We start from the raw sequence: 20,195 nt of genomic DNA, 5'->3' as shown, positions 1-20,195 counted from the left end.
CCCCGGGACTTGCGTGTCGCGGAGCGCGCCGATTAAGTCTCGGGCGTCGATCGTCCGAGCGACTGCGCAGTAGCTCGATTCGAGTCGTCCTCCGCTCGACCCCGTCGCGGTCGAGCGGAGGTCGAGTGTTCTCGTTCGTTGCCGCATCAGCTATGATCTCGTCACCCTTTTGATCGAGGATGCAAAGCGCGCGCGGGGTCTTTGCGACTCCCCGGGTCTTGCATCCATGAACGAGGCGGGCAGCCGGCGCGTCGATTGCGTCGGGGCGTACGTTGGATTTCGGGCGCGAAGTCGGCGACGGCACCGACGTCGAGACAGAAAGGAGATCGTCATGTGTACATCGCTCGTCTATCGTGACGCGGCCGAAAGGTCCTATTTCGGGCGGACGCTCGAGCTCACGGTCGATCTGCCCTATCGGATCGCCTGGTTCCCCGCGGGCTACGCAATGCGCTCGCAAGTCGCGGATCATCCGCCCGTGAGCTTCACGACCCGCTACGGTGTGCTGGCCATTGCGATGCCGGTGCGGATCCCGACCAAGGACGACCCCATCGGTGTGGCGGATCTCAAGGTTCTGGAGGGGCTGAACGATCAAGGTCTGACCTTCAGTCTGCTGTCCTATCCGATGGCTGCCGGGGCCGAGGCGCCGATCCCGAGCCAGACTCCGGTGCTTTCGGCTTCCGATCTCGGGCTCTGGGCACTGGGGCTGTTCGGCTCGGTTGCAGAAGTCAAAGCGGCGCTCGCCGTGCAGCCGGTGATGCTGGAGGCCCTCGCGATGCTGGGCGGCGTGGTGTCTCCCTTCCATTATCTGGTGAACGACGCCACCGGCGCCTCGTTCGTCATCGAGTTTCATAAGGGCCAGATGTCGGTCTACGACAATCCCGTGCGGGTGATGACCAACGCGCCTCGCTTCGACTGGCATTTGACGAATCTCGACAACTACACGTTTCTCAGCAACGTTGATCGGCCGACGGCGACCTTCGGCGATTACGTGGCGGCTCAGCCGGATTCGGGTGTCGCGACCTCGGGCTTGCCGGCTTCCAACACCTCGGTCGGGCGCTTCGTGCGAGCCGCGTTCTACGCCCAGTACACCGAGAAGGCAGACACGCCCGACAGGGCCGTGACGACGCTTGCCCATGTCATGAACAATTTCGACCGGCCGCGCGGGGTGACGATCGATCTTCCCGAGGCCGGAGGCAGCCATCTCGAGGTGAAGGGTCTGGACGGGCCGGGCGGTAGCGCTGCCACCGAGTTCACCTGCTGGACGAGCATCTCCGATCTGGAGCGCAAACTCTTTTTTCTACGGACGTACGACAGCTGCAACTACACCCGCTTCGACCTCGCGGCTCTCGCCGGAGCAGGCAAGCCGCTGGTGTTGCCGTTTCGGCGGTTTAGCGGCGATCCGGCAGACGGTACAGCGACGCTGAAGTCAGCGTGAAGCCCACGCGGGTCGGAGAGAACGCGATGCAGCCAGGAGTCGGACGCGGCGTCTCGCGCCGGCTGCGGATGTGCTCGCCTGCGCGACCGGCGGCAATGCCGAGCTTCTCGCGCTTTCCGGTCAGCGCAGTCCCTAAAGATACGCTTGGCGCCGAATGCACGGAGGCACGGTCGTGAGGCGGATCCTTCTCCTTGCCACCCTCTTGCTCGGGCTGCAAGGCTGCGGATACACGGTGAGCCCAGCGCTGCCGTTCTACGGCGCCTATTTCCCCTACTGGCTGTTCTGCGCCGCTCTTGGCGTTCTTGGCTCCGTGCTCGTGCGGATCCTCCTGATCCGCTTGGGAATCGACGAAGGGATCCCGTTCCGGACGCTCGTGTATATTGCGCTCGCCTGCCTGATCGCCTTTGCTGTTGCTGCAACCGCATTTGGACGCTAGCGCATGGCCACGTCTGCCTATGCGCGCAAGTACAGTGTCGTCGGAATCGTCATTGCATTGGCGATCGTCATCGGAGCGGTGTTGTCGGGGTGGTTGTACGTTCAGCGCGCCGCGAACAATCCCATGTCCGAGGATGCCGTGCTGACAGCGAGCGTCGTGAACGTCGCCGCCACCATCGCCGGACGGGTCGTGACCATCGCCGTGGCCGACAACCAGCGTGTTGCCGAGGGCGAGCTGCTCTTCGGGCTGGATCCCGAGCCCTACAGGCTCGCCGTGGCGCAGGTCACGGCGGATCTGCGGCTCGCCGAGGCGACGCGCGACGCTCAACGTCGGACGATCTCGGCCGAGCAGTCGAACGCGGCCGTCGCCGCCGAGCAGGTTCAGCGCGCCCGCACCAACCTCGCGCTCGCCGAAGCAACGCTCGCCCGGCTCCTGCCCCTGGCGCCGAAGGGGTATGTCACCGCGCAGCAGGTCGACGATGCCCGAACCGCACGCGACGACGCACAATCCAGCCTTGATCAAGCGCTGCGCCAGGCCGACGCCGCAAACGCGCTGGTCACCACGCTCGAGGCTTCGGATGCGCTGGTCGCCGCCCGACGCGCGGCACTCGCCATCGCCGAGCGCGATCTTGCGGCGACGCAGGTGCGTGCGCCCCACGATGGGTTGGTGGTCGGCTTGACCGTCTCGACCGGCGAGATCGTCGCACCCGGTCAGGCGCTGTTCACGCTGATCGACACCGAGCACTGGTACGCCGCGGCAACCTTCCCGGAGACCGAGCTTTCCCGCATCGCGATCGGCGACTGCGCGGCCGTCTATGTGCTGGCCGATCGCTCGCGGCCCGTCCTCGGGAGGGTCGAAAGCATCGGCTGGGGCGTCCTCTCCGAGGATCTGGTGAACCTGCCCAGCGGCGTTCCCTATGTTCCGAAATCGCTCGACTGGGTCCGCATCGTTCAGCGCTTCCCGGTGCGGATCAGGCTCGAGAACCCACCCGCGCCGCTGATGCGATTGGGCGCGTCGGCCGTTGCGGTGGTGCGGCATGGCGAAGACTGTGACAACGGCGCACCCGAGTGACGCTGTCGAAGCGCCGCCGTCGCGCTGGCGCCAGGCGCTGGAGGACCTGCAACCCTTCCCCGGCCGGGCCGGTTTGACATGGCGGATCGCACTGCTGTGCGCGCTGGTGACCGGCGCCGCCATGATGTTCGAGATCCCCGAGGCGGCGATCAGCTGCTATTTGGTCATCTTTCTGATGAAGCCCGACGCGGTGGTGAACATCGGCACCGGCATCGGCTTCCTGGTGCTGCTGCCCGGACTCATCGCCTTCCTCGTCTGGATCGTGAACCTGACCAGCGGCTCGACCATGCACATCATGGCGGCGATCGTCGTCACCTCCTGCCTGTTGCTTTACCTCGGCGCGGCGACTCAGCTCGGCGAGCACGGCGGCGTGGCGGCACTGATCATCGCCTTCGTGCTGACCTTGATCGTCCAGGCGCCGTTCGGCGACGTCGCGACCTTCGCTTTGCGCGAGGCGTGGGCGATGGCCGCGCTGCCGATGATCCTGATGGTCGGCTTCAATCTCCTGCTCGGTTTTTCGCCCGTCGCGCTGTTGCGCGACAAGCTCCGAGCCCGGCTTGCAGCCGCTGGACAGGCGCTGGAGACGGGTGATCCGGCGCGGTTGCGCGAGCTGCTGCGCGAAGGGAACGCGCCCTTCGACCCGCAAGCGCTGGCTGCACGGGTGCTGCGGTTCGTTCCGCGCGCGGCCGCACGGCAAATCGCGGCCGATGTCCGGGCGGGCTTTGCACTGATGCTCGCGGTATCGGCGCTTCCCAAGGATCTCGACCCGATCCGTCGTGCCGCGCTTGCGGAGCACATCCGTGCGGCCCACGCAGCGCTCGGCGCGGGCGAGGCCCCGCCGATGCCACCTGATCCCCCCGCAAACGCCGGTTCAGCCGAGCGGGCGGCATGGGACGCACTGGGCGTGCTCGCCGGAGCACCCGAGCCCGAGGTCGTGCCGGCGCCCAAGACGCCCTTCGTCGCCCCGGATGCGCTGACCAATCCCGCCTACACCCGCTTTGCACTCAAGACCACGGCGGCGGCGGTGATCTGCTTTCTCATCTATACGGCGATCGACTGGCAGGGGATCCATACGGCGATGATCACCTGCTATGTCGCCGCGCTCGGCACCACCGGCGAGACCGTGCATAAGCTCGCGTTGCGCATCACCGGGTGCATGATCGGAGCGGCGCTCGGGGTCGCGGCGATCTTCTGGGTCATTCCCCGGATCGACGGGATCGGCGCGCTGATGGTCCTCGTGTTTCTCGGCTGCCTCGTCGGCGCCTGGGTTTCGACAGGCCCCGAGCGCATCGCCTACGCCGGTGTGCAGGTTGCGCTCGCGTTCCTGCTGACGGTGCTGCAGGGCTTCGGTCCGAGTGTCGGTCTGGACACGGCGCAGGGGCGGATCGTCGGCATTCTGCTCGGCAATCTCGTGGTCTATCTGATCTTTACGCGGATCTGGCCGGCGCCCGTCGAGGGCGAGGTCCGCACATTTTTCGCGCGAGCCCTCTCGGGACTGGCCCGGATGGCGCGGCTTGCACCCGCACGTCGACCGAACGCCGTGAGCAGCGCGGCCGCGGTCGAAGCGCTGGCCGGAAAAGCAGAGGAGGCGCTGCGCTTGCTGGTTTTCGAGCCCCGTGGGTTGCGGCCGACGCCCGCGCGCGAGACGGCGCTCCATAGCGCGGTCACCGAGATCGAGGCGCTCAATCGCACCATCTGGTTGAGTCGTGATGCTGACCTCGAGCACACCGCCGAGCGGCTCGAGAATCTTGCGGAACGATTTCGCGGACCCGCCGGAGAATCCGAACCCCACCAGGGCTCCGGTCCTTCGGCATCGCCGGCTCGGCCTGCCGCTCCAGCGCCGATCGCCGGCCCATTCACCCGCCCACTCGATCGACTCCGGGGAGACGCAGGATGAAGGTCCGCCATGCCTTGCCGCGCGGCGTCGGGGCTGGCGTTCTCGCTCTGGCGTTGGCTGGCTGCGCCTCCAACGCCGCGCACATGACCTCGACTTCGGCCGACCAGCCCTGGACACCGCGGGGCGACGAGGAGACAGTCGTGTGGAGCCTTGCACGCGAGGGTCGGCCCGCGTCGGAGGGCGGGGCTGCGGATTTCCGTATCCCCGTGGATTCCGCACGCGCGCAGCTCGCAGCGCCCAAGGGGATCGATCCGGCCCGCGTCTACAGCCTGCCCGAGCTCATCGATCTCGCACAGCGGACGAACCCGGCGACCCGAGTTGCCTGGCAGCAGGCTCGGCAGGCGGCGCTCGCGGTCGGCATGGTAGAGGCGACCTACCTGCCCGTCATCACCGCGAGTGTGATCGGCGGGTATCAGGAGGTTGCAACGCCGCTGCCGGAGGTGCTGGGTGAAAGCCTCAGTGTCGAGACCACCCAAGAGGGTACGGCCCGGATCCTCGCGCTGCAGTGGCTGCTGTTTGACTTCGGCCAGCGCCGGGCCGTCGCAGCCGCGGCTAAGCACGCGGCGATTGCGGCGAACGTCCTCTTCAACGGCACGCATCAAAAGCTCATCTTCGACGTGTCGCAGGCTTACTACGTCTATGGTGCCGCGATCCAGCGACGCGGCTTTGCCGAAGCGGCGTTGCGAAACGCCGAAGCGGTTCGGACCGCTGTCGAGGCGCGCCGGACCCAGGGTCTCGCCACCAGCGTGGAGACGGCACAGGCGCGCCAAGCCGTGGCGCAGGCCGAGTTCCGTCGGGTGCAAGCCGACGGGGAGGAGCGCGATGCCTACCGGAACCTGCTCGCCGCCGTGGGTGTGAACGCCGATTTGAAGGTCGATGCGGTGAGCGCCGCGCGCCGGCCGCTCCCGGCACCGGCCTCCGCATCGCTGGACACGACGATCCAACTGGCGCTGTCGCAGCGGCCCGACGTCGCGGCAAGCTACGCGGCGATGCAAGCGAGCAAGGCCGGAATCAAAGCTGCACAGGCGGACTATCTTCCCAAGGTCTATGCCGGCGGCAACATCGCTTCGGGCTCGGGGGACTTCGATGTTTCCGGCCTGCCCTCGATCGGCCAGCAGGGCTCGGGCACCGGCCTGTTGATCGGGGTGACCGTACCGCTCTACGCCGCCGGTCTGCGGGACGCTCAGGTCAGGGACGCCGAATCCCGGGCCAAGATGGCCGCGGATGAGTTTCAACGGGTGCAGACCGCTGCGGTGACCGAAATCGTTGCGGCGCGCAACGCGCTGCGCACCGCGCTCGAATCGCATCGCGCGGCCACGGCGCTCGTCGGTGCCGCCTCGACCACTTACGATGCCGCCTTCGCGGCTTACCGCAATGGCGTCGGTACGGTCGATGCGGCGACAGAGGCCGACACCGCGCTTCTCGACGCGCGCGACGCCCAGGTAGAGGCGCATGCGGCCGCGCTGGTCGGCGCGGTAAACCTCGCCTTTGTCGTCGGCTCGCTGACCTCGCGCGAGCGTCTGCCCTGATGTGCGGACGCGTGTGATTCCGAGGTGATCGACCTTCCCGTGCTGCCGAAGAAGGTTCCGCATTGCCGCCGATAGCGTGATGGGGTTTCGATGTGCCCCTTTTCCATAGCAGAGGAGTATTCAACGATGCCGAAACAAGACGCTCGCACGCAAACCGGTCTCGACGACCGGAATCCGATGGCCGACGAAGGGGAAAACGCCAACGACGAGACCTACGGTTCAAGCGAGCTCGCTACGGGCCTCCCGAAGTCGACCTTCCCCTATAGCGAGCGTGATCCGCGACGCATTTATGCTGCGGTCCGCGACGAGCTGATGCTCGACGGGAATTCGCGTCAAAACCTCGCGACCTTCTGCCAGACCTGGGAAGAGCCCGAGATCCATCGGCTGATGGATGCCTGCATCGATAAGAACATGATCGACAAGGACGAATATCCGCAGACGGCCGAGATCGAATCGCGCTGCGTGCGGATGCTCGCCGATCTTTGGAATGCACCTGCCGGCGAGCAGGCGGTCGGATGCTCCACCACCGGCTCCAGCGAGGCCGCGATGTTGGGCGGACTGGCCATGAAGCGCCGCTGGGAGATGCGTCGCCGGGCCGCGGGCAAGCGCACCGACAAGCCTAATCTGATCACCGGGCCGGTCCAGATCTGCTGGCACAAATTCACCCGCTACTGGGATATCGAGCACCGCGAGATCCCGATGGACAAGGGGCGGCTCCTGATGACGCCCGAAGAGGTCCTGAGCCGCTGCGACGAGAACACCATCGGCGTGGTGCCGACACTGGGCGTAACCTTCACCGGAGAATACGAGCCGGTGAAGCTGATCAGCGACGCGCTGGACAGGCTGCAGGCCGATACCGGTCTGGACATCCCGATCCACGTCGACGGCGCCAGCGGTGGTTTCCTCGCCCCGTTCTGCGCACCCGAGCTGGAGTGGGACTTCCGCCTGCCGAGGGTTCGCTCGATCAACGCCTCGGGGCATAAGTTCGGCCTCGCCCCGCTCGGTGTCGGTTGGGTGCTGTGGCGCGAAGAGCAGGACCTGCCCGAGAGCATGGTGTTTTGGGTGAACTATCTCGGCGGCAACATGCGCGACATCGCGCTGAACTTTTCGCGGCCCGGCGGGCAGATCGTTTGCCAGTACTACAACTTCCTCCGCCTCGGGCGGGAGGGCTACCGTAAGGTCCATACCGCCTGCTATCGCAGCGCTGAATATCTAGCCGAGGAGATCTCGAAGATGGGGCCGTTCGAGATCGTCTTCGGCGGCGACATGGCACGCGGCATCCCGGCGGTTGCTTGGAAGCTCGCGGAGAGCACCGATCCGGGCTTCACCCTGTTCGATCTCGCCGACCGGCTCCGGGTGCGCGGCTGGCAGGTGCCGGCCTATACCTTGCCGTCGAATTGTCAGGACCAAGCCATCCAGAGGATCCTGGTGCGCAACGGCGTAAGCCGCGACCTGTGCACGCTCCTCATCGATCACATGAAGGCGGCCTTGGATCATATCGAAGCGCATCCGATCCAGGAGTCGCTCACGAGCAAAGAGGCATCGGGTTTCCATCATTAAACCGCGCCCGGTGCGGTATGCGTCATGTGTTGGAGTGGCTTGGCCGCGCCGGCTCCGACGACTGTCGGAGCCGGCGCGGTTTAGGAGACTCGGTGCCCTCGAATCAGGTCCACCTGCTTTGCCTACGGCGGCTTTGCTGCCAACTGGCCGCAGGCGCTGAAGTCGGAAATGACCACGGCATCCGTCATCGGTGTCGTGTTTTTTGTCGGTTCGTTGTTCTTTACCGCTGCTGCCGGTCTGCAACTGCTCGAGGCGATCAACGGGGATATCGCCGATCTGGGAACGGGTCCGGCCGGTCATCGCCCGGCTTGGCGCTGGTGGGCGTGGAAACCGCACAACGCCGGTTATCTTTCCAGTCTGATCCAGTTTGGGGGCACCTTGTTGTTCAACCTCAATACCGGCGACGCGTTGCTCGCGGGACTCGGTTGGGTGGAAGAGGATGTGCTGATCTGGACCCCGGATATGACCGGGAGCATCTGCTTTCTGGCGGCCAGTTACTTGGCATTGATGGAGATCTCGCATGGATGGTGGTCGTTCGAGCCGCGCCAAGTCACCTGGTGGGTGGTCGTGATCAACGTGGCCGGTTCCGTCGCCTTCCAGGTCTCCGCCCTGTATGGGTTCTTCCCGCCGCCGCCCGATGCAGGCTGGACCCGGGATGCAAATCTATGGACCTTCGTCGGCGCCCTGTGCTTCTTCCTCGCCAGCTACCTGATGATCCCGGAGCTGTTCGATGCGGATGCCGACAAGTCGGTATCGTTGCCTCCAAGGAAGCGATTCAGAGGATAATCTTTGTGCCGATGATCAGATGCGAACAGCCGTTCGGCGGCGTAGGCACGAAAGTGAATTTTAACCGCGTCTCCGCTAAGGGTTGTGGATGCACCAAACGTCGAGCTCACTCGAAAATGAGCATCTCGCTCCGGACGCGGTTCAGGCCGGCAGAGGTTCTATGACCATAACCATGACCTGGACCGAAGTCATTGTCGTCTTCGTGACGTTGCTTGCGATGTTTAGTCCGCCTGCCACGCTCGGCACAGCTGCAGCCTTCCTACGCTATGCGCCGCCGGAGGTCCACCGACAGCTGGCCTGGGAGATTGCGCGCAATTATGCAATCGTTCTGCTGCTGGCGATCTGGCTCGGGCGCTGGCTTTTGATGTTTCTGGGTATTTCCACCGGGGCCTTGACCGCGACGGGCGGCGCGGCACTGCTGTACCAGGGGCTGCCGTTGATGACCCGCGGTGCGAAGACTCCGGAGTCCAAGGTCGCGGAGTCCGAGGATCTGGTGCGCGCGGCGGCCGGCGACGTGAACTGGCGAGAGCTCGCGGTGGTGCCGCTGCTGTTCCCGATCACGATCGGGGGCGGGACCATTGCGGTTGCGATTGCCTCCAGTGACCAATACCCGGCGCTTGCGGATCAAGCGGTGCTGAGCGCCGTCGTGTTAACGATGGTGCCGGTGGTGGCGGTGACGTTCTTGGTTGCGGGTCCGGTCACCGGTCGACTCTCTGCCGGGGCGCAAGACGCGCTTGCCCGGTTCTCCGGTATCGTGCTGGTCGCGCTCGCGATACAGATGTTGGTCAGGGGATTTGCGGAATTACTCGCCGGCACACCCCTCGGAACCGCAATTTTCGCCGCAGCGGCAGGGTGACTGCATCGAAGACCACGAATGCCCGCCGACCGACGAATTCACTCGGTATCAGGAAAGGTGTCAGGTTCAATAGCTCGGTCATTCCATATCCCGCCATCTTCTCGACCGCATGCTCCTTCCGCCTGAGTCGACCGCATACCGTTCAGACCAAGGATCTCCCGCGGTACCGCCACGGTCCTCCCCGCCGGAACACATCAGGAGGACGCATCGCAGCAGCCCGCGGACCACCCCCGACCTCCCGACAGACTGCGCCCCTCGAGCCCTAGCGTTTTGTCCTTACGACATCACAGGGATTTGTCCCGCTGGTGAGCCTGCGGACGAGCTGGTCGGCGAGGAGGCTGATTCCGGTCGTGGCCCAGGCGGCACCACCGTGGGTCAGAAGCGCCGCGGGGTCGATGCCGGCTCGCGGTTTTCGGAGCGTGCCCTTGACGTAGACGAATCGGTCGGCGATGCCGAGGAGGCTGAGCCCGATGCCGCGTCGCTTGGCGGTCTTGAAGCGAAGCTCGATGGCCTCCGTACGCAGATTGAGCGCGCCGCCGCCGATGGCATTGAGCGTCTTGGTCTGGACCGCCAGGCCGCGGGTGCTGGTCGCAATACCCTCGGCGAGATCGAATTGGAGGACGGCGCATTGCAGCTCGTTGTAATGCACGCGGCTGTCGAGGTCGAGCGCGAGTGGGTTCAGCACGTCCAATAGGGTAAAGAGAAGTCCGCCGAGCGGCAGCACTTCAGCTGCATTTTTGTGTAACCGCCCTGCCCCCAGCGACAGCTCCAGGTGGCCGTCGGCGTTCCAGAGCAGGTCGTTCCACGCGGTTGCGACGCCGGTGAGTCGCGTGTCCAGCGCAGTCTGGATATGGGACAGTGCATTGGCGTCCTTCGCTTCGAGCAGGTGCGCCAAGTCCAGATTCCCCTTGGCTCGGATGTCGAATCGCCATCCGGCTCGATCCGGGCGCAGGTCGATCTCGGCACCAAGACGGTCTGCCCCGGTGGCGATCGAGGCTTGGAGGTGGCCGGAATCCAAGGCGGCGTCCAGGTCGAGGAGGTCGAGCCCGAGGTCACCCGCCTTGAGGTGGCCGATCTTCAGGCGCAGCGTCCCGTCGAGCATCCGCAGCAGCTCGGGTGCCGGAAGCTGCGCGGGCGTCGAGCGAGCGCTACCCGCTGTCGGAGATGCTGTGCCGAGGTACGGCGTTAGATCCAGTCGCTGCGCGCTGAGTGTCGCCTCTATCCGGGGCGTGGGACCGGGGCGGATCGTCAGGTCCCCGGCGAGGTCGCTGTCCCCGCTCACCGCCTTGAAAGCGCGCAGCTCCAGACCCCGGTCGAGACCCCGGAGATGGGCGGAAGCCGTCAGCGGCGGACCGGCCGGGAACCCGGAGGCGAGTCCTTTACCGAGCGGACCGCCGGCGAGATTACCCAGAACGGAGAGGTCTTGGATCGCGGCCTTGACGTCCAACGTGCTGCCCCGCAGCGCGTCGAAGCGGGCTAGCCGTCCCTTCGCGCCGATCGTGAGCCCGGGTTGTTCGAGCGACAGATCGAGGTTCAGATCGCGCCCGGCCAGCAGGGCGTCGAGTGGCCCGACATGCCCGCGGATCTTCGCGACTTGCGCCTTGGAACGCCGCTTGGCCAGGACATCGATCTTCGGCCAACCCCCGCCCTTCGGCAGCAGATCGGCGAGTCGACCGCCGGTGAGATCCAGATCAAACTGCTCCGCGGCTGCCGCGAGTGCCATTTGCAGCCTGACGGATCTGCCGGGCTCGAGGGTCAGGCGAGGTTTGGTGAGCATGATGGGCGTCGGGGCCTGCTTGTCTACCGCAGGCGAACGGAACTGCGCCTCCTTGGCGCCGAGCTCGCCGCTCAACGACGCGATCAGTGCCCGCGCGGTCGTCCCCTGTGCCTTGGCGGTCAGGGATGCCCGGTCGAGGTGCCCGCCGGGCGGTTTCGCCAAGGGCAAGAAGGCGAGCGCCTCGGGCAAGAGGATTCGCTCGGCCTTCAGGTCCCCCGTCCAGGCCGGTCGAGCCTGTCGAGCGTCTAGCGTCGCGTCGCCCGTGAGGGTGATTCCGGGCAGCACGACCTCAAGGGACCCCAGGCGGAAGCGCCCGTCGTCGAGTGTGGCCCGGGTTGCGAGCCGCTCGATCTTCAGAGCCTCGGTCTCCAGACCATCGATCCGCAGCGCGAGATTCAGGTCCAGGTCACGCAGACGCTCGACCGGGATGGGGCGATCCAGCCAGATGCGTGCCCCGTCGGTTGTCGCGGTGAACCGATTGAAACTGCCCGGGGCACGCAGATCGAGCTTCTCGATGTTCAGACTACCTTCGATGCTCGGCCTCGGCCCGCCCAGCGTCAGGGAGAGATCGCCAAGAAGTCGGGCGTCGCCAAGGGTGGCAAGGAGCTGCAGCCGTCCGGATCCGGCCTCGAGTGGATTGAACGGCTGCCCCTCCTCCAAACCGGCGAATCCCAGCTCAAGCCTAAACGGGGTTTGCCGGAGTTGACCCTCGAGCCGGCCTGTCAGCCCGTTCGCCGCTTGTCGGGCTGCTCCGTCGGTGAGGGTGATTCGACCCAAGGGCTCGGAGGCGTCGAGGAATCCCTCGATCCGATCGAGCGCAAGTCCGTCATCGCCGCGAAGCAGCCGTCCCGACATGCGCAATCCGCCCGCCGCCGGAAGCGTATAGGTCGGGAGCAGTGGCTGAAGCGCTTGCAGATCCGGCACGGCGAGGTCGACCCGGGCCTCGATCTGCGCGAAGTCGAAGGGCGCACCCGTGCTGCCCGAGGCTTCCAGACTGGCGTCGGCAACCTGCATCCGGAGTGTGAAGGGCCAGCGGGAAGAAGCTGACTCGTCTACGGGTCCGGCAAGAACGGAGAATCCCACGAGGGTACCCGACACGCCGATCTCGCCCGCCAAGTCCAGACTCGGACCCGGGTTTGAGCCATCGAGTCCAGTCAGATCCAGGCGGTCGATCCGAAAGCTCAGGGGAGGATCCGACGCCGTTTGGAGAGCGAGCGTCGATTCCACCAGACGAACCGAATCGACGGTGATCCGGAAGCCGCCCCGGCTGCTCGGTGGGTCGCTCGGAGCCCAGCCCGCAAGCTGATCAGGATCGAGCTGAATGACGGCGTCCTGCACCTGGATCCGTCCGATCCGAAGCTGCCGGTGGAACAGGGCCGCAAGGTCGAGATCGCCCTCCAAGCGCCCGGCATGCCAGGGCCCGGGTGCCGCAGAGCCTTCGGCCCCGGCGATCTCGATATCCTTCAGGACGAGCGAGGGACGAGGCAACCAAGCCACTCCAACTGCACCCTCGATCCGTACCGACCGACCCAGGGCGCGGCTCGCAGCCCCGGCGAGCACATCCTTGTGGGCTTCCAGGTAAACGGGTAGAGACGCCATCACAATGCCGATCGCAGCCAGGACCAGCACTAGTGCCCATAAGGCGATACGGACCGCTGTCATCGGCGCTGCCCGACGTCCTCGCTCAAGGCGCCGTCATCGCGATCAGGAAGCCGAAGGCATCCGCACCACAGGCGCGCTGTCGAGCAGCTTGGTCACGACTGCGACCAGCGGCTCGATATCCAGGCGGTTGGCGAAGACCGTGAAGGTCAGCATCGCGAGCAGATGGCGCGGGTCGCTGATCCAGGGCGGGAGAAAGCGCGGCGCCCGGCAAAGACCCATTTCGTAAAGCTCGCAAAGGGCTGGGAGCGCGAAGAGGTCTAGCTTGCCGCAGAACATGAGATGCAGGCAGTCGGCGCGCCCCGCGGCGAAACAGGCGCGGATGACGTAATCGATCGACAGCAGACCGGTCAGGTAGACAACGTCTTTGGTAAAGGGGGCACCGCCCGTGATGAGCCCGCCGCGAAAGACCCGGCGCGCGCTCTCGAAAGACTGATCGGGCTGGTCGGTCTGCTCCAGGAAGTAGCGATAGACCTCGATGAAGTCCGCCCCCTCGATGGCCATCTGGATGGCGATGACCCGATCGGCCAGCCGACGCAGCCGGTCGAGCTCGATCGAGCCACTGATCAGCTCGGCATAGACGGCGAGTCCCTCTTGGGTGCGCGTAGTGCCCGGATGCCCGTCGGCTAGGATCGGCAGATCGACTTGGGCCTTGCCGTTGATCGAGGTCGCGACATGGACATGGGCCTCGTGATGCAGCAGTTGGATGTAGTCGCGATCGGTGAAGCGGGCGTCGCGGCGGATCCGAATCGCCTTGGAGGTGGCCAATGCATTGGCGGAGAGCTGATCGACCAGGTCGATGCGTGGGGCTTGGTCGCCGAAGTGCTCCTTGACGGCAACCTCAAGCCGCTCGGCGACCTCGGCTGCCGAGTGATAGGCCGGCGGTGCAATGTCGAAATGGATGCGGCTCAGCTGGGCGATGGTCTCCTGGACCTGATGAGCCAGCTCCAGCGGCTTGACCGGCAGATAGCGCAAGGGGGCACTCGGCTCGCCGTAGAGCAGGCGACCATGCTCGAAGAAACCCGAGGTGCCGACCGCCGCGAGCATCCGGGCCGCTTGCTCGATGGACTGGGCCTGCCGCTCGAGCCAGAGATCGATGGTGGTGACGGGAACGATCAGACACCGAGCCTCGCGCACCGCCTCGATGGTCGGGGTCGGATCGAAGGGCGTATAGCCGACCTCGGGCAAGGTCTGCCCGCCGCTCGCCAGAAAGGCGGCCTTCACCTCGGGCGGCCAAGCCAGAGCGCTCAGAACTCGTAAGGGTCGGCAGCCCTCATGCAGCAGCCGGGCAACGGTCTTGATGCGGTCATGCTCGCGCTGGGTGGCATCGCTCATCGGGGGAATTCCTGGGGATCACTCGGGATCGAGTCGTTCGGGATTGAAGTCGCGTCCGGGTGCTTCTGTCAAATCATCGAAAATGACCAACAAGTCACCGACCGGGATCCCCGCATGAGTCAATACAACATCGCCGAGGCCAAGCAACATTCACCCGGGCGATTCGCACGGCGAAACGCCTGAGCACCAGCCGTCGGCCGAGGTCAAAGCCCCCCGCCCCAGCGGTATTGCCAGGCGATGCCGATCAGGTCGAAATTGTTCCCGGTGCGGGCGGCGACCCCCGAGCTCGCGTAGAGCTTGATGGAGTTGTGCGCATCGACGGGCAGCGCCAGCGTCCCGCCGAGGCGCCAGTTACGCTGGAGGTCGTTGTTGAGCGTGTCGTTGATGGTCGTGCGCCCGCCGGTGAAGTGTGTCACGTCGAGTGAAGCCCAGACGCCCGAGCGGAAACCGCGGATCACATGTCCCTGCAACGAGTAGAGCGGCTCCTGCGCGCGGGTGCCGCCGTTGAGGAAGTCTTGGTTCTCCGTGTAGAGGGTCACCGCGCCCGCAAGCTCGAAGGTCCAGGGACCGACGGCCTTCGAGACGCCGATCTCGGGCTTGAACCACCAGCGATTGGTGCCGAGGTTCACCACGCGGCTGTTGTCGTATTGGCCCCAGGGTGCCGAGACCTGAAGACTGGCTCCGACGATGAGGTCCTGTTTGTAGTCCCGAAACTCCTCGAGCGTCAGGGCGGGCGCGCCCAGGAGGTTGACCGACAGACGGAACCGCGGATCGGCGAAGCCGTCCACGATGCGCTCGATCGGCTGTCCTGCCGACTCGGCCGTCCCGGACAGCCAGCTATAGGGCACCATGACATCGACCTTCCCGGATTGCCCCCAAAGATCGATCACCCGCGCGTAGCCGAGGACTGCGCTGGATGTCTCGAGCTGCGGGTCGGTGACGGGTACCGAGCTGTCGAACGCCAGTCCGCCGCGGGTGTAGCCATACCCCGCAATCAGGAAATTCACGCCGATCGGCGCATTCGAGAAGGCCCGCGGCTCGATATCCTGGGCCTGCACCGACGTCACCCGACCAACGAGCAGCAACGCGATCAGAGCCCCGAACAGAACAAGAGGGACGGTTAAGCGGGCCATACGACTCCAGTCACGATGACTCAAAGCTCTCGAAGCTCGGTCCGGGCCTCCGGCGCCGCAGGCGCCGCAAACCAATCCTCCTTGGGCACCCAAACCTTCTGCCCGGGCTGGGCCTCGAAGTTCGGGGACATGATCTGCACGCCGTACTCGTTGAAGACATCCTGGATGTGGCCGTGCAGCTCCGACAGCGCGAAGAACCGCTGCTCCGGGCGATCGATGTGCACGATCAGCTCGTATTCCGGATAGAAATCGGCGAGCGTGCGCTGCAGGACGAAGGGCGCGGGCTCTTTGCGGACGAGGGAGGTGCGCTCGGCGGCGAGCGTCAGCATGGCATGGACCTGACGCCATGGGGTGTCGTAGCCGATCGTGACCTTGGTCCCGACGACGGCGCCGCGTTCGTCGGCCAGGCGCGAATAGTTGGTGATCGGCGAGCCCACCAGCACCGCGTTCGGCACGGTCACGGTCTCGCGCTTGGGCGTGATCACCTTGGTGGAGAGCATCCCGACCTCGCTCACCGTCCCCAGCGTATTGCCGACCGCGACGAGCTCGCCGACCTTGAGCGCCCGGCTGTAGGCGATGACCAGTCCGCTCATCACCTGATTGATCAAACCGGCCGAGCCGAGCGAGACCATCAGACCCACCAGTACGCTGATGCCCTTGAATGCCTGCGAATCCGAGCCCGGGATATAGGGATAGGCGACAGTCACCGCAAAGACCCAGATCAGCGTCACGGTGAGACGCCGGGTCGCCCTGGCCGTGTCCGCTTCAAGCCAGGAGACGGCCATGGCGCCGCGCTCGACGGTCCGAAAGAATCCGTCGACCACCCGAACGATGATCCGGGTCAGGACGAAGATCACCAGCACGGTGAAGAACCCCGGAAGCGCTTGAAGTGCCCCGTCGGCGAAAGTCGCGAGCAGGTCGAGCATGAACTCGGCGAGTCCCTCGCCCCATGGCCGTGAAAAGGGGAATCTGCCGAAGATAAAGGTCAGCCAGAGATAAACCAGGATCGCCGCTAGACCGAAGCCAGTCGCCTTGATCGCGGTGCGCTCGATACCCTTCAGCATGGGTTCCAGATCGAGTCCGGCCACTCTGATCGGCGCCCGCTGGCTCGAGACCGACTCGTCCGAGCGCGCCCCCGTTCGGAGCCGGCGCCGCATGGCACGGCCCTCGAGCTTGACCACGCCCCACAGGAGCACCGCGAGGATCAGGGTAGCTGCAGTCGCCAGCGCGACTCCTTCGAGAATCAGAGGCAGGCTGCGCTGCTGGCGCCGCGCATCCAGCGCCTCCTGGAGCACATCGACCGCCCGCCGCACCTGCTCCTCGACGGTTTCGCCGGTCAACCCGTCCGCATCCTCGGGAACCAGCCCGAAGACCGGATGACCGTCGATCCGCACCCAGAAACCGGTGAGATTCGCGAAGGTCGACCGAATGGCCTCTACCCTCTCCCCCGGGTTCCCCTCCAGCACATCGGCGATCTTGCCCTGGATACGCCGCACCCGATCGGCCGGGGAGATCCCGTCGATTCCGGCTCGCAGGATCGCGATCTCTCGATTCCAGAAGGTCAGACTCGCGGGCTCGCCTTGGCTGACCTCGATCCGACCGGACTCGGAAATGGACGCAGGAACAGGCTCGGGGGCGGACGGGGGGACGGCTGCCGACGCCGTTCCCGAGGCCAGGATCCAGATACAAACGAGCCGGCACATGCGGCTCGGCTGACACCGGTTCATCAGGGAGGGTCGCATGGCGCAGGTTCCAACGGATCGAGGATGAAAAGGCCCGACTTCACTGTGTTCTCTCGGGCAAGGGATCCACGCGCCCCGACGCCGTCGGCCGGCGAAAGCGTCGAAGCGCCGAGGTTTCGCATGAGCGGTCCGGAAGCCCCGCCCGGAACCCTCACGGCTCTTCTCGATCAGTCTAAGCCATCACGACCTGGTCGAACCAGATCTCGGGAGCCGCGTCTCATCGGCCTGGCCCGCGATGACGCTCGGGAGAAGTCGGGACGAGCTGGGGCGGCTTGATCAACCCGATCAGCGAGATCCGCCACAGTCAGCGTCTCGAAGGCCCGGATCTCAATGCCTTGGCTCGCTAGGGCAAGAGGCTACTGCCGTCTTTTCGTTTACACTCGCTCGCTGAATCATCGGCGAGAATTCTTGCCGGGGGCGCCTGCAACCGCAGAGAAATCGACGTGTCAGACATCAATCCCCAAACGCTACCGAGAAACGGGCTGATGCCCGAGGCATCCGAAGCCAGATTCGACCAAGAAGCCGGCGCGTCGGAGGGTGCCCGACCAGGCGGCGAGCCGGGTAAAGGCGTCGCTGCAACGGAACTCTCGCTCGCGGAGCGCCTGGCCTTCGAGCGCCTTCTGGGCGATCTGTCGGCGCGCTTCGCGGACCTGCCGGCGGATCAAGTGATCGACCAGCTTAGGCACGCCTTGGACCGACTGACGGACTTCCTCGGGTTCGACCGCTGCAGCTTCGCGGAGGTCAGCGACGCCGAACGGCCGTTCCAGGTCCTCTGCTCGGTGAGCAAGGAGAGCATCGAGGCCATTGCACCGGGTCCGGCCCCGCCGTTGACCTGGTATTTCGGCGAGCTGCGCGCCGGGCGGGTCGTCGCGCTTGCCGACATCCCGGCCGACTTCCCGCCCGAGGCCGTGGCGGAAATCCACTACTGCGAGCGTGCCGGACTCAAGTCCAATCTGGCGATTCCGCTGCGGGTCGGCGGGCGAGTGGTCGGCGCCATCGCCTTCAGCGCCTTTCATCGGACGCGCGCCTGGCCGGAGGATCTGATCCTTCGGCTCAAGCTCGTCGGCGAGGTGCTCGCCCAAGCCGTGGCGCGCAGCCGTCGGGAGGCTGCGCTGGCGACCGCGCTGGCGGAGATCACGCACCTGAAGGAACGCCTGGAAGCCGAGAATCAGTGCCTGCGCCAGTCCAGCCGAACCGGCTGCGGCCGACTGCCGAGCAGCCGTTCCCCGCGCTTCAACCGGGTTCTGGAGGAGATCGCCCAGGTGGCACCGACCAACGCCACGGTCCTGCTGCTCGGTGAAACAGGCACCGGTAAGGAGGTCTTGGCCGACGCCATCCACCACCTCAGCCAGCGCGGCGAACGCCCGATGATCAAGGTCAACTGCGCCGCACTGCCGGCGTCGTTGATCGAGGCCGAGCTGTTCGGTCGCGAGAAGGGTGCCTACACGGGGGCTCTGGCGCGACAGATGGGTCGCTTCGAGCTCGCGGACGGCTCGACCATCTTCCTCGACGAGGTGGGCGAGCTGCCCCTCGAGCTTCAAACGAAGCTGTTGCGTGTGCTCCAGGACGGCAGCTTCGAGCGCGTGGGCGGAACCCGAACCATCAAGGTCAAGATCCGCGTCATCGCGGCCACCAACCGCGACCTCGCCCGCGCCGTCGCCGAGGGTCGCTTTCGTGATGACCTCTATTATCGGCTCAATGTCTTTCCGGTCGCGGTGCCGCCGTTGCGCGAGCGCCCCGAGGACATCCCGCTGCTCGCCTGGGAGTTCGTCAGGGAGCTCGGCGAGTCCATGGGCAAGTCGATCGAGCACATCGCCCCGGATTCCATGGACGCGCTGATGGCCTACGCCTGGCCGGGCAATGTGCGCGAGCTGCGTAACCTGATCGAGCGGGCGATGATCCTCGCCCGCGGCTCGACGTTGCATGTCGCGCTTGGCGCTGCGCTGTCGCCGGCAATGCGGATCAGGCGCGACGAGGTGGCCGAGACGGCGTCCGCAGGCGCGCTGAAGGACCGGGAGCGCGAGCAGATCCTCCAGTCGCTTCAGCAGACGGGCTGGCGCATCCGTGGCCCCGGCGGGGCCGCGGAGCGCCTCGGCATCAAGCCCACGACGTTGGAGTCGCGTATGAAGCGGTTGGGTCTGAAACGCCCGACGTCCGGTTAAACCGCGCCCGGTGCGGTCTGCGATGCCTTAGGATGGGAACAGCCCCGACAGACTCAACGACCGTTTGAGTCGGCGCGGTTTAAGACATTAAAAAACATTAAATTCTAAACCGCGTCTCCGCAAAGGCCGGAATAATCCTTGAGCCCGACCCAAGATGAAAACGACGCTTTTCACTCTTGATGCGGTTTAGTCCGGGTCAATGCTGCTCCGGCATCGCAGGGAGCAGAGGCCACGGCAGCGTCGCTCCGAGAAATCGTGGAAACTCCGAAATCCCGCGTTGCGGTCTCGGAGTCGCGGAGCGTCTCGGGCGACGCAGGTCGCGAAGCGATTGACTTGATTTCAGTCCCGAGCGGTCGATCGGGCTTTCAGAGTTGGCGGGTTAATTGCTAATTTCTTCGGCGCACTCCGATCGCGAGGGCTATCGCCGATGATCGTGTTCTCTGTAAGCGTCTGTGTTCCGCCATTGCAACGCGCCGATTTCCTGAAAAGCGTCGGGGCGCTGCTCGAGCCGACCCGCGTCGTGCCGGGTTGTGTGAACTGCCGGCTCTACCTTGACGTTGAAGATCCCGACGCCTTCACCTTGGTGGAAGAGTGGGTGACCCAGGCGGCGTTGGACCGGCATCTGACATCGAGCGCCTTCAAGACCCTGGTTGCAGCGATCGAGATGTCGGCGGAGCCGCCGGCGGTGCACATCGACTGCGTGGGGCAGCGCGCCGGCATCGAGGTCATCGAGGCTGCGCGGCGGGAGCAAGGGCTGTTATAGCCGGCCGCTGGCCAATGGCCTCGCACCCGGCGGGGGCGTTGACGGAAACAAAAG

At 65.6% G+C, this 20,195-nt stretch carries 14 protein-coding genes; 10 read left to right on the top strand and 4 right to left on the bottom strand.

The window, feature by feature from the left end:
• Positions 1–331 precede the first annotated feature (331 nt).
• The 8 genes from BLV04_RS18635 (at position 332) to BLV04_RS18600 (ending at position 9,570) form a co-directional block, all read left to right on the top strand.
• Positions 332–1,435: a linear amide C-N hydrolase gene (locus BLV04_RS18635; RefSeq protein WP_093035814.1), complete on the top strand. Its 1,104-nt coding sequence runs from the start codon at positions 332–334 to the stop codon at positions 1,433–1,435.
• A gap of 172 nt (positions 1,436–1,607) precedes the next feature.
• On the top strand, positions 1,608–1,871 hold the full coding sequence (locus BLV04_RS18630; protein ID WP_217633738.1) for a YtcA family lipoprotein: 264 nt from the start codon (positions 1,608–1,610) through the stop codon (positions 1,869–1,871).
• 3 nt (positions 1,872–1,874) lie between these two features.
• The gene (mdtN, locus tag BLV04_RS18625) at positions 1,875–2,942 is read left to right on the top strand and encodes a multidrug transporter subunit MdtN (RefSeq protein ID WP_093035811.1); all 1,068 of its coding nucleotides are present in this window, start codon (positions 1,875–1,877) and stop codon (positions 2,940–2,942) included.
• A complete protein-coding gene (locus BLV04_RS18620) occupies positions 2,908–4,839 on the top strand; it encodes an FUSC family protein (protein WP_093035808.1) in 1,932 nt (643 codons plus the stop codon). Before mdtN ends, BLV04_RS18620 begins: the two co-directional genes overlap by 35 nt.
• Before the next feature lie 206 nt (positions 4,840–5,045).
• On the top strand, positions 5,046–6,368 hold the full coding sequence (locus BLV04_RS18615; protein WP_217633737.1) for a TolC family protein: 1,323 nt from the start codon (positions 5,046–5,048) through the stop codon (positions 6,366–6,368).
• A 126-nt stretch (positions 6,369–6,494) separates the two neighbouring features.
• Positions 6,495–7,928: a glutamate decarboxylase gene (gene gad, locus BLV04_RS18610; RefSeq protein WP_217633736.1), complete on the top strand. Its 1,434-nt coding sequence runs from the start codon at positions 6,495–6,497 to the stop codon at positions 7,926–7,928.
• A gap of 168 nt (positions 7,929–8,096) precedes the next feature.
• Complete coding sequence (locus BLV04_RS18605) at positions 8,097–8,714, top strand: hypothetical protein (RefSeq protein ID WP_093035802.1); 618 nt, start codon at positions 8,097–8,099, stop codon at positions 8,712–8,714.
• A gap of 172 nt (positions 8,715–8,886) precedes the next feature.
• Positions 8,887–9,570 carry a MarC family protein gene (locus BLV04_RS18600; RefSeq protein ID WP_245731946.1) on the top strand — a complete coding sequence of 228 codons (684 nt, stop codon included), beginning with the start codon at positions 8,887–8,889 and terminating at the stop codon, positions 9,568–9,570.
• A 262-nt stretch (positions 9,571–9,832) separates the two neighbouring features.
• On the opposite strand, the gene BLV04_RS18595 is transcribed toward BLV04_RS18600, so the two are convergent.
• The 4 genes from BLV04_RS18595 to BLV04_RS18580 form a co-directional block, all read right to left on the bottom strand.
• Complete coding sequence (locus BLV04_RS18595; protein ID WP_093035795.1) at positions 9,833–13,009, bottom strand: AsmA family protein; 3,177 nt, start codon at positions 13,007–13,009, stop codon at positions 9,833–9,835.
• Between the two features lie 42 nt (positions 13,010–13,051).
• Positions 13,052–14,341, bottom strand: coding sequence for a peptidase MATCAP family protein (locus BLV04_RS18590; protein ID WP_093035793.1), 1,290 nt, complete (start codon positions 14,339–14,341; stop codon positions 13,052–13,054).
• A 203-nt stretch (positions 14,342–14,544) separates the two neighbouring features.
• On the bottom strand, positions 14,545–15,474 hold the full coding sequence (locus BLV04_RS18585; RefSeq protein WP_093035790.1) for a transporter: 930 nt from the start codon (positions 15,472–15,474) through the stop codon (positions 14,545–14,547).
• A gap of 20 nt (positions 15,475–15,494) precedes the next feature.
• Entirely contained in the window at positions 15,495–17,216 is a 1,722-nt protein-coding gene (locus BLV04_RS18580) for a mechanosensitive ion channel family protein (protein WP_093035787.1), read from the bottom strand.
• 485 nt (positions 17,217–17,701) lie between these two features.
• On the opposite strand from BLV04_RS18580, the gene BLV04_RS18575 reads away from it, so the two are divergent.
• Together BLV04_RS18575 and BLV04_RS18570 are read left to right on the top strand one after the other, a co-directional pair.
• Positions 17,702–19,378, top strand: a complete 1,677-nt coding sequence (locus BLV04_RS18575; RefSeq protein ID WP_093035784.1) for a sigma 54-interacting transcriptional regulator — start codon at positions 17,702–17,704, stop codon at positions 19,376–19,378.
• Positions 19,379–19,805: 427 nt separating this feature from the next.
• Complete coding sequence (locus BLV04_RS18570) at positions 19,806–20,141, top strand: putative quinol monooxygenase (protein WP_093035781.1); 336 nt, start codon at positions 19,806–19,808, stop codon at positions 20,139–20,141.
• The last annotated feature ends 54 nt before the right edge of the window (positions 20,142–20,195 follow it).

Source organism: Thiocapsa roseopersicina, assembly GCF_900106925.1.
In the GTDB taxonomy this organism is placed as follows: Bacteria; Pseudomonadota; Gammaproteobacteria; order Chromatiales; family Chromatiaceae; genus Thiocapsa; species Thiocapsa roseopersicina.
This window is presented reverse-complemented; position numbering and strand designations above follow the sequence as displayed.

Coding starts and splice junctions, on each gene's coding strand:
- BLV04_RS18620 (WP_093035808.1), top strand. CDS start 2,908: ATGGCGAAGACTGTGACAACGGCGCACCCGAGTGACGCTGTCGAAGCG.
- BLV04_RS18585 (WP_093035790.1), bottom strand. CDS start 15,474: ATGGCCCGCTTAACCGTCCCTCTTGTTCTGTTCGGGGCTCTGATCGCG.
- BLV04_RS18590 (WP_093035793.1), bottom strand. CDS start 14,341: ATGAGCGATGCCACCCAGCGCGAGCATGACCGCATCAAGACCGTTGCC.
- BLV04_RS18635 (WP_093035814.1), top strand. CDS start 332: ATGTGTACATCGCTCGTCTATCGTGACGCGGCCGAAAGGTCCTATTTC.
- BLV04_RS18570 (WP_093035781.1), top strand. CDS start 19,806: ATGATCGTGTTCTCTGTAAGCGTCTGTGTTCCGCCATTGCAACGCGCC.
- BLV04_RS18580 (WP_093035787.1), bottom strand. CDS start 17,216: ATGCGACCCTCCCTGATGAACCGGTGTCAGCCGAGCCGCATGTGCCGG.
- BLV04_RS18595 (WP_093035795.1), bottom strand. CDS start 13,009: ATGACAGCGGTCCGTATCGCCTTATGGGCACTAGTGCTGGTCCTGGCT.
- gad (WP_217633736.1), top strand. CDS start 6,495: ATGCCGAAACAAGACGCTCGCACGCAAACCGGTCTCGACGACCGGAAT.
- BLV04_RS18575 (WP_093035784.1), top strand. CDS start 17,702: ATGCCCGAGGCATCCGAAGCCAGATTCGACCAAGAAGCCGGCGCGTCG.
- BLV04_RS18600 (WP_245731946.1), top strand. CDS start 8,887: ATGACCTGGACCGAAGTCATTGTCGTCTTCGTGACGTTGCTTGCGATG.
- BLV04_RS18605 (WP_093035802.1), top strand. CDS start 8,097: ATGACCACGGCATCCGTCATCGGTGTCGTGTTTTTTGTCGGTTCGTTG.
- mdtN (WP_093035811.1), top strand. CDS start 1,875: ATGGCCACGTCTGCCTATGCGCGCAAGTACAGTGTCGTCGGAATCGTC.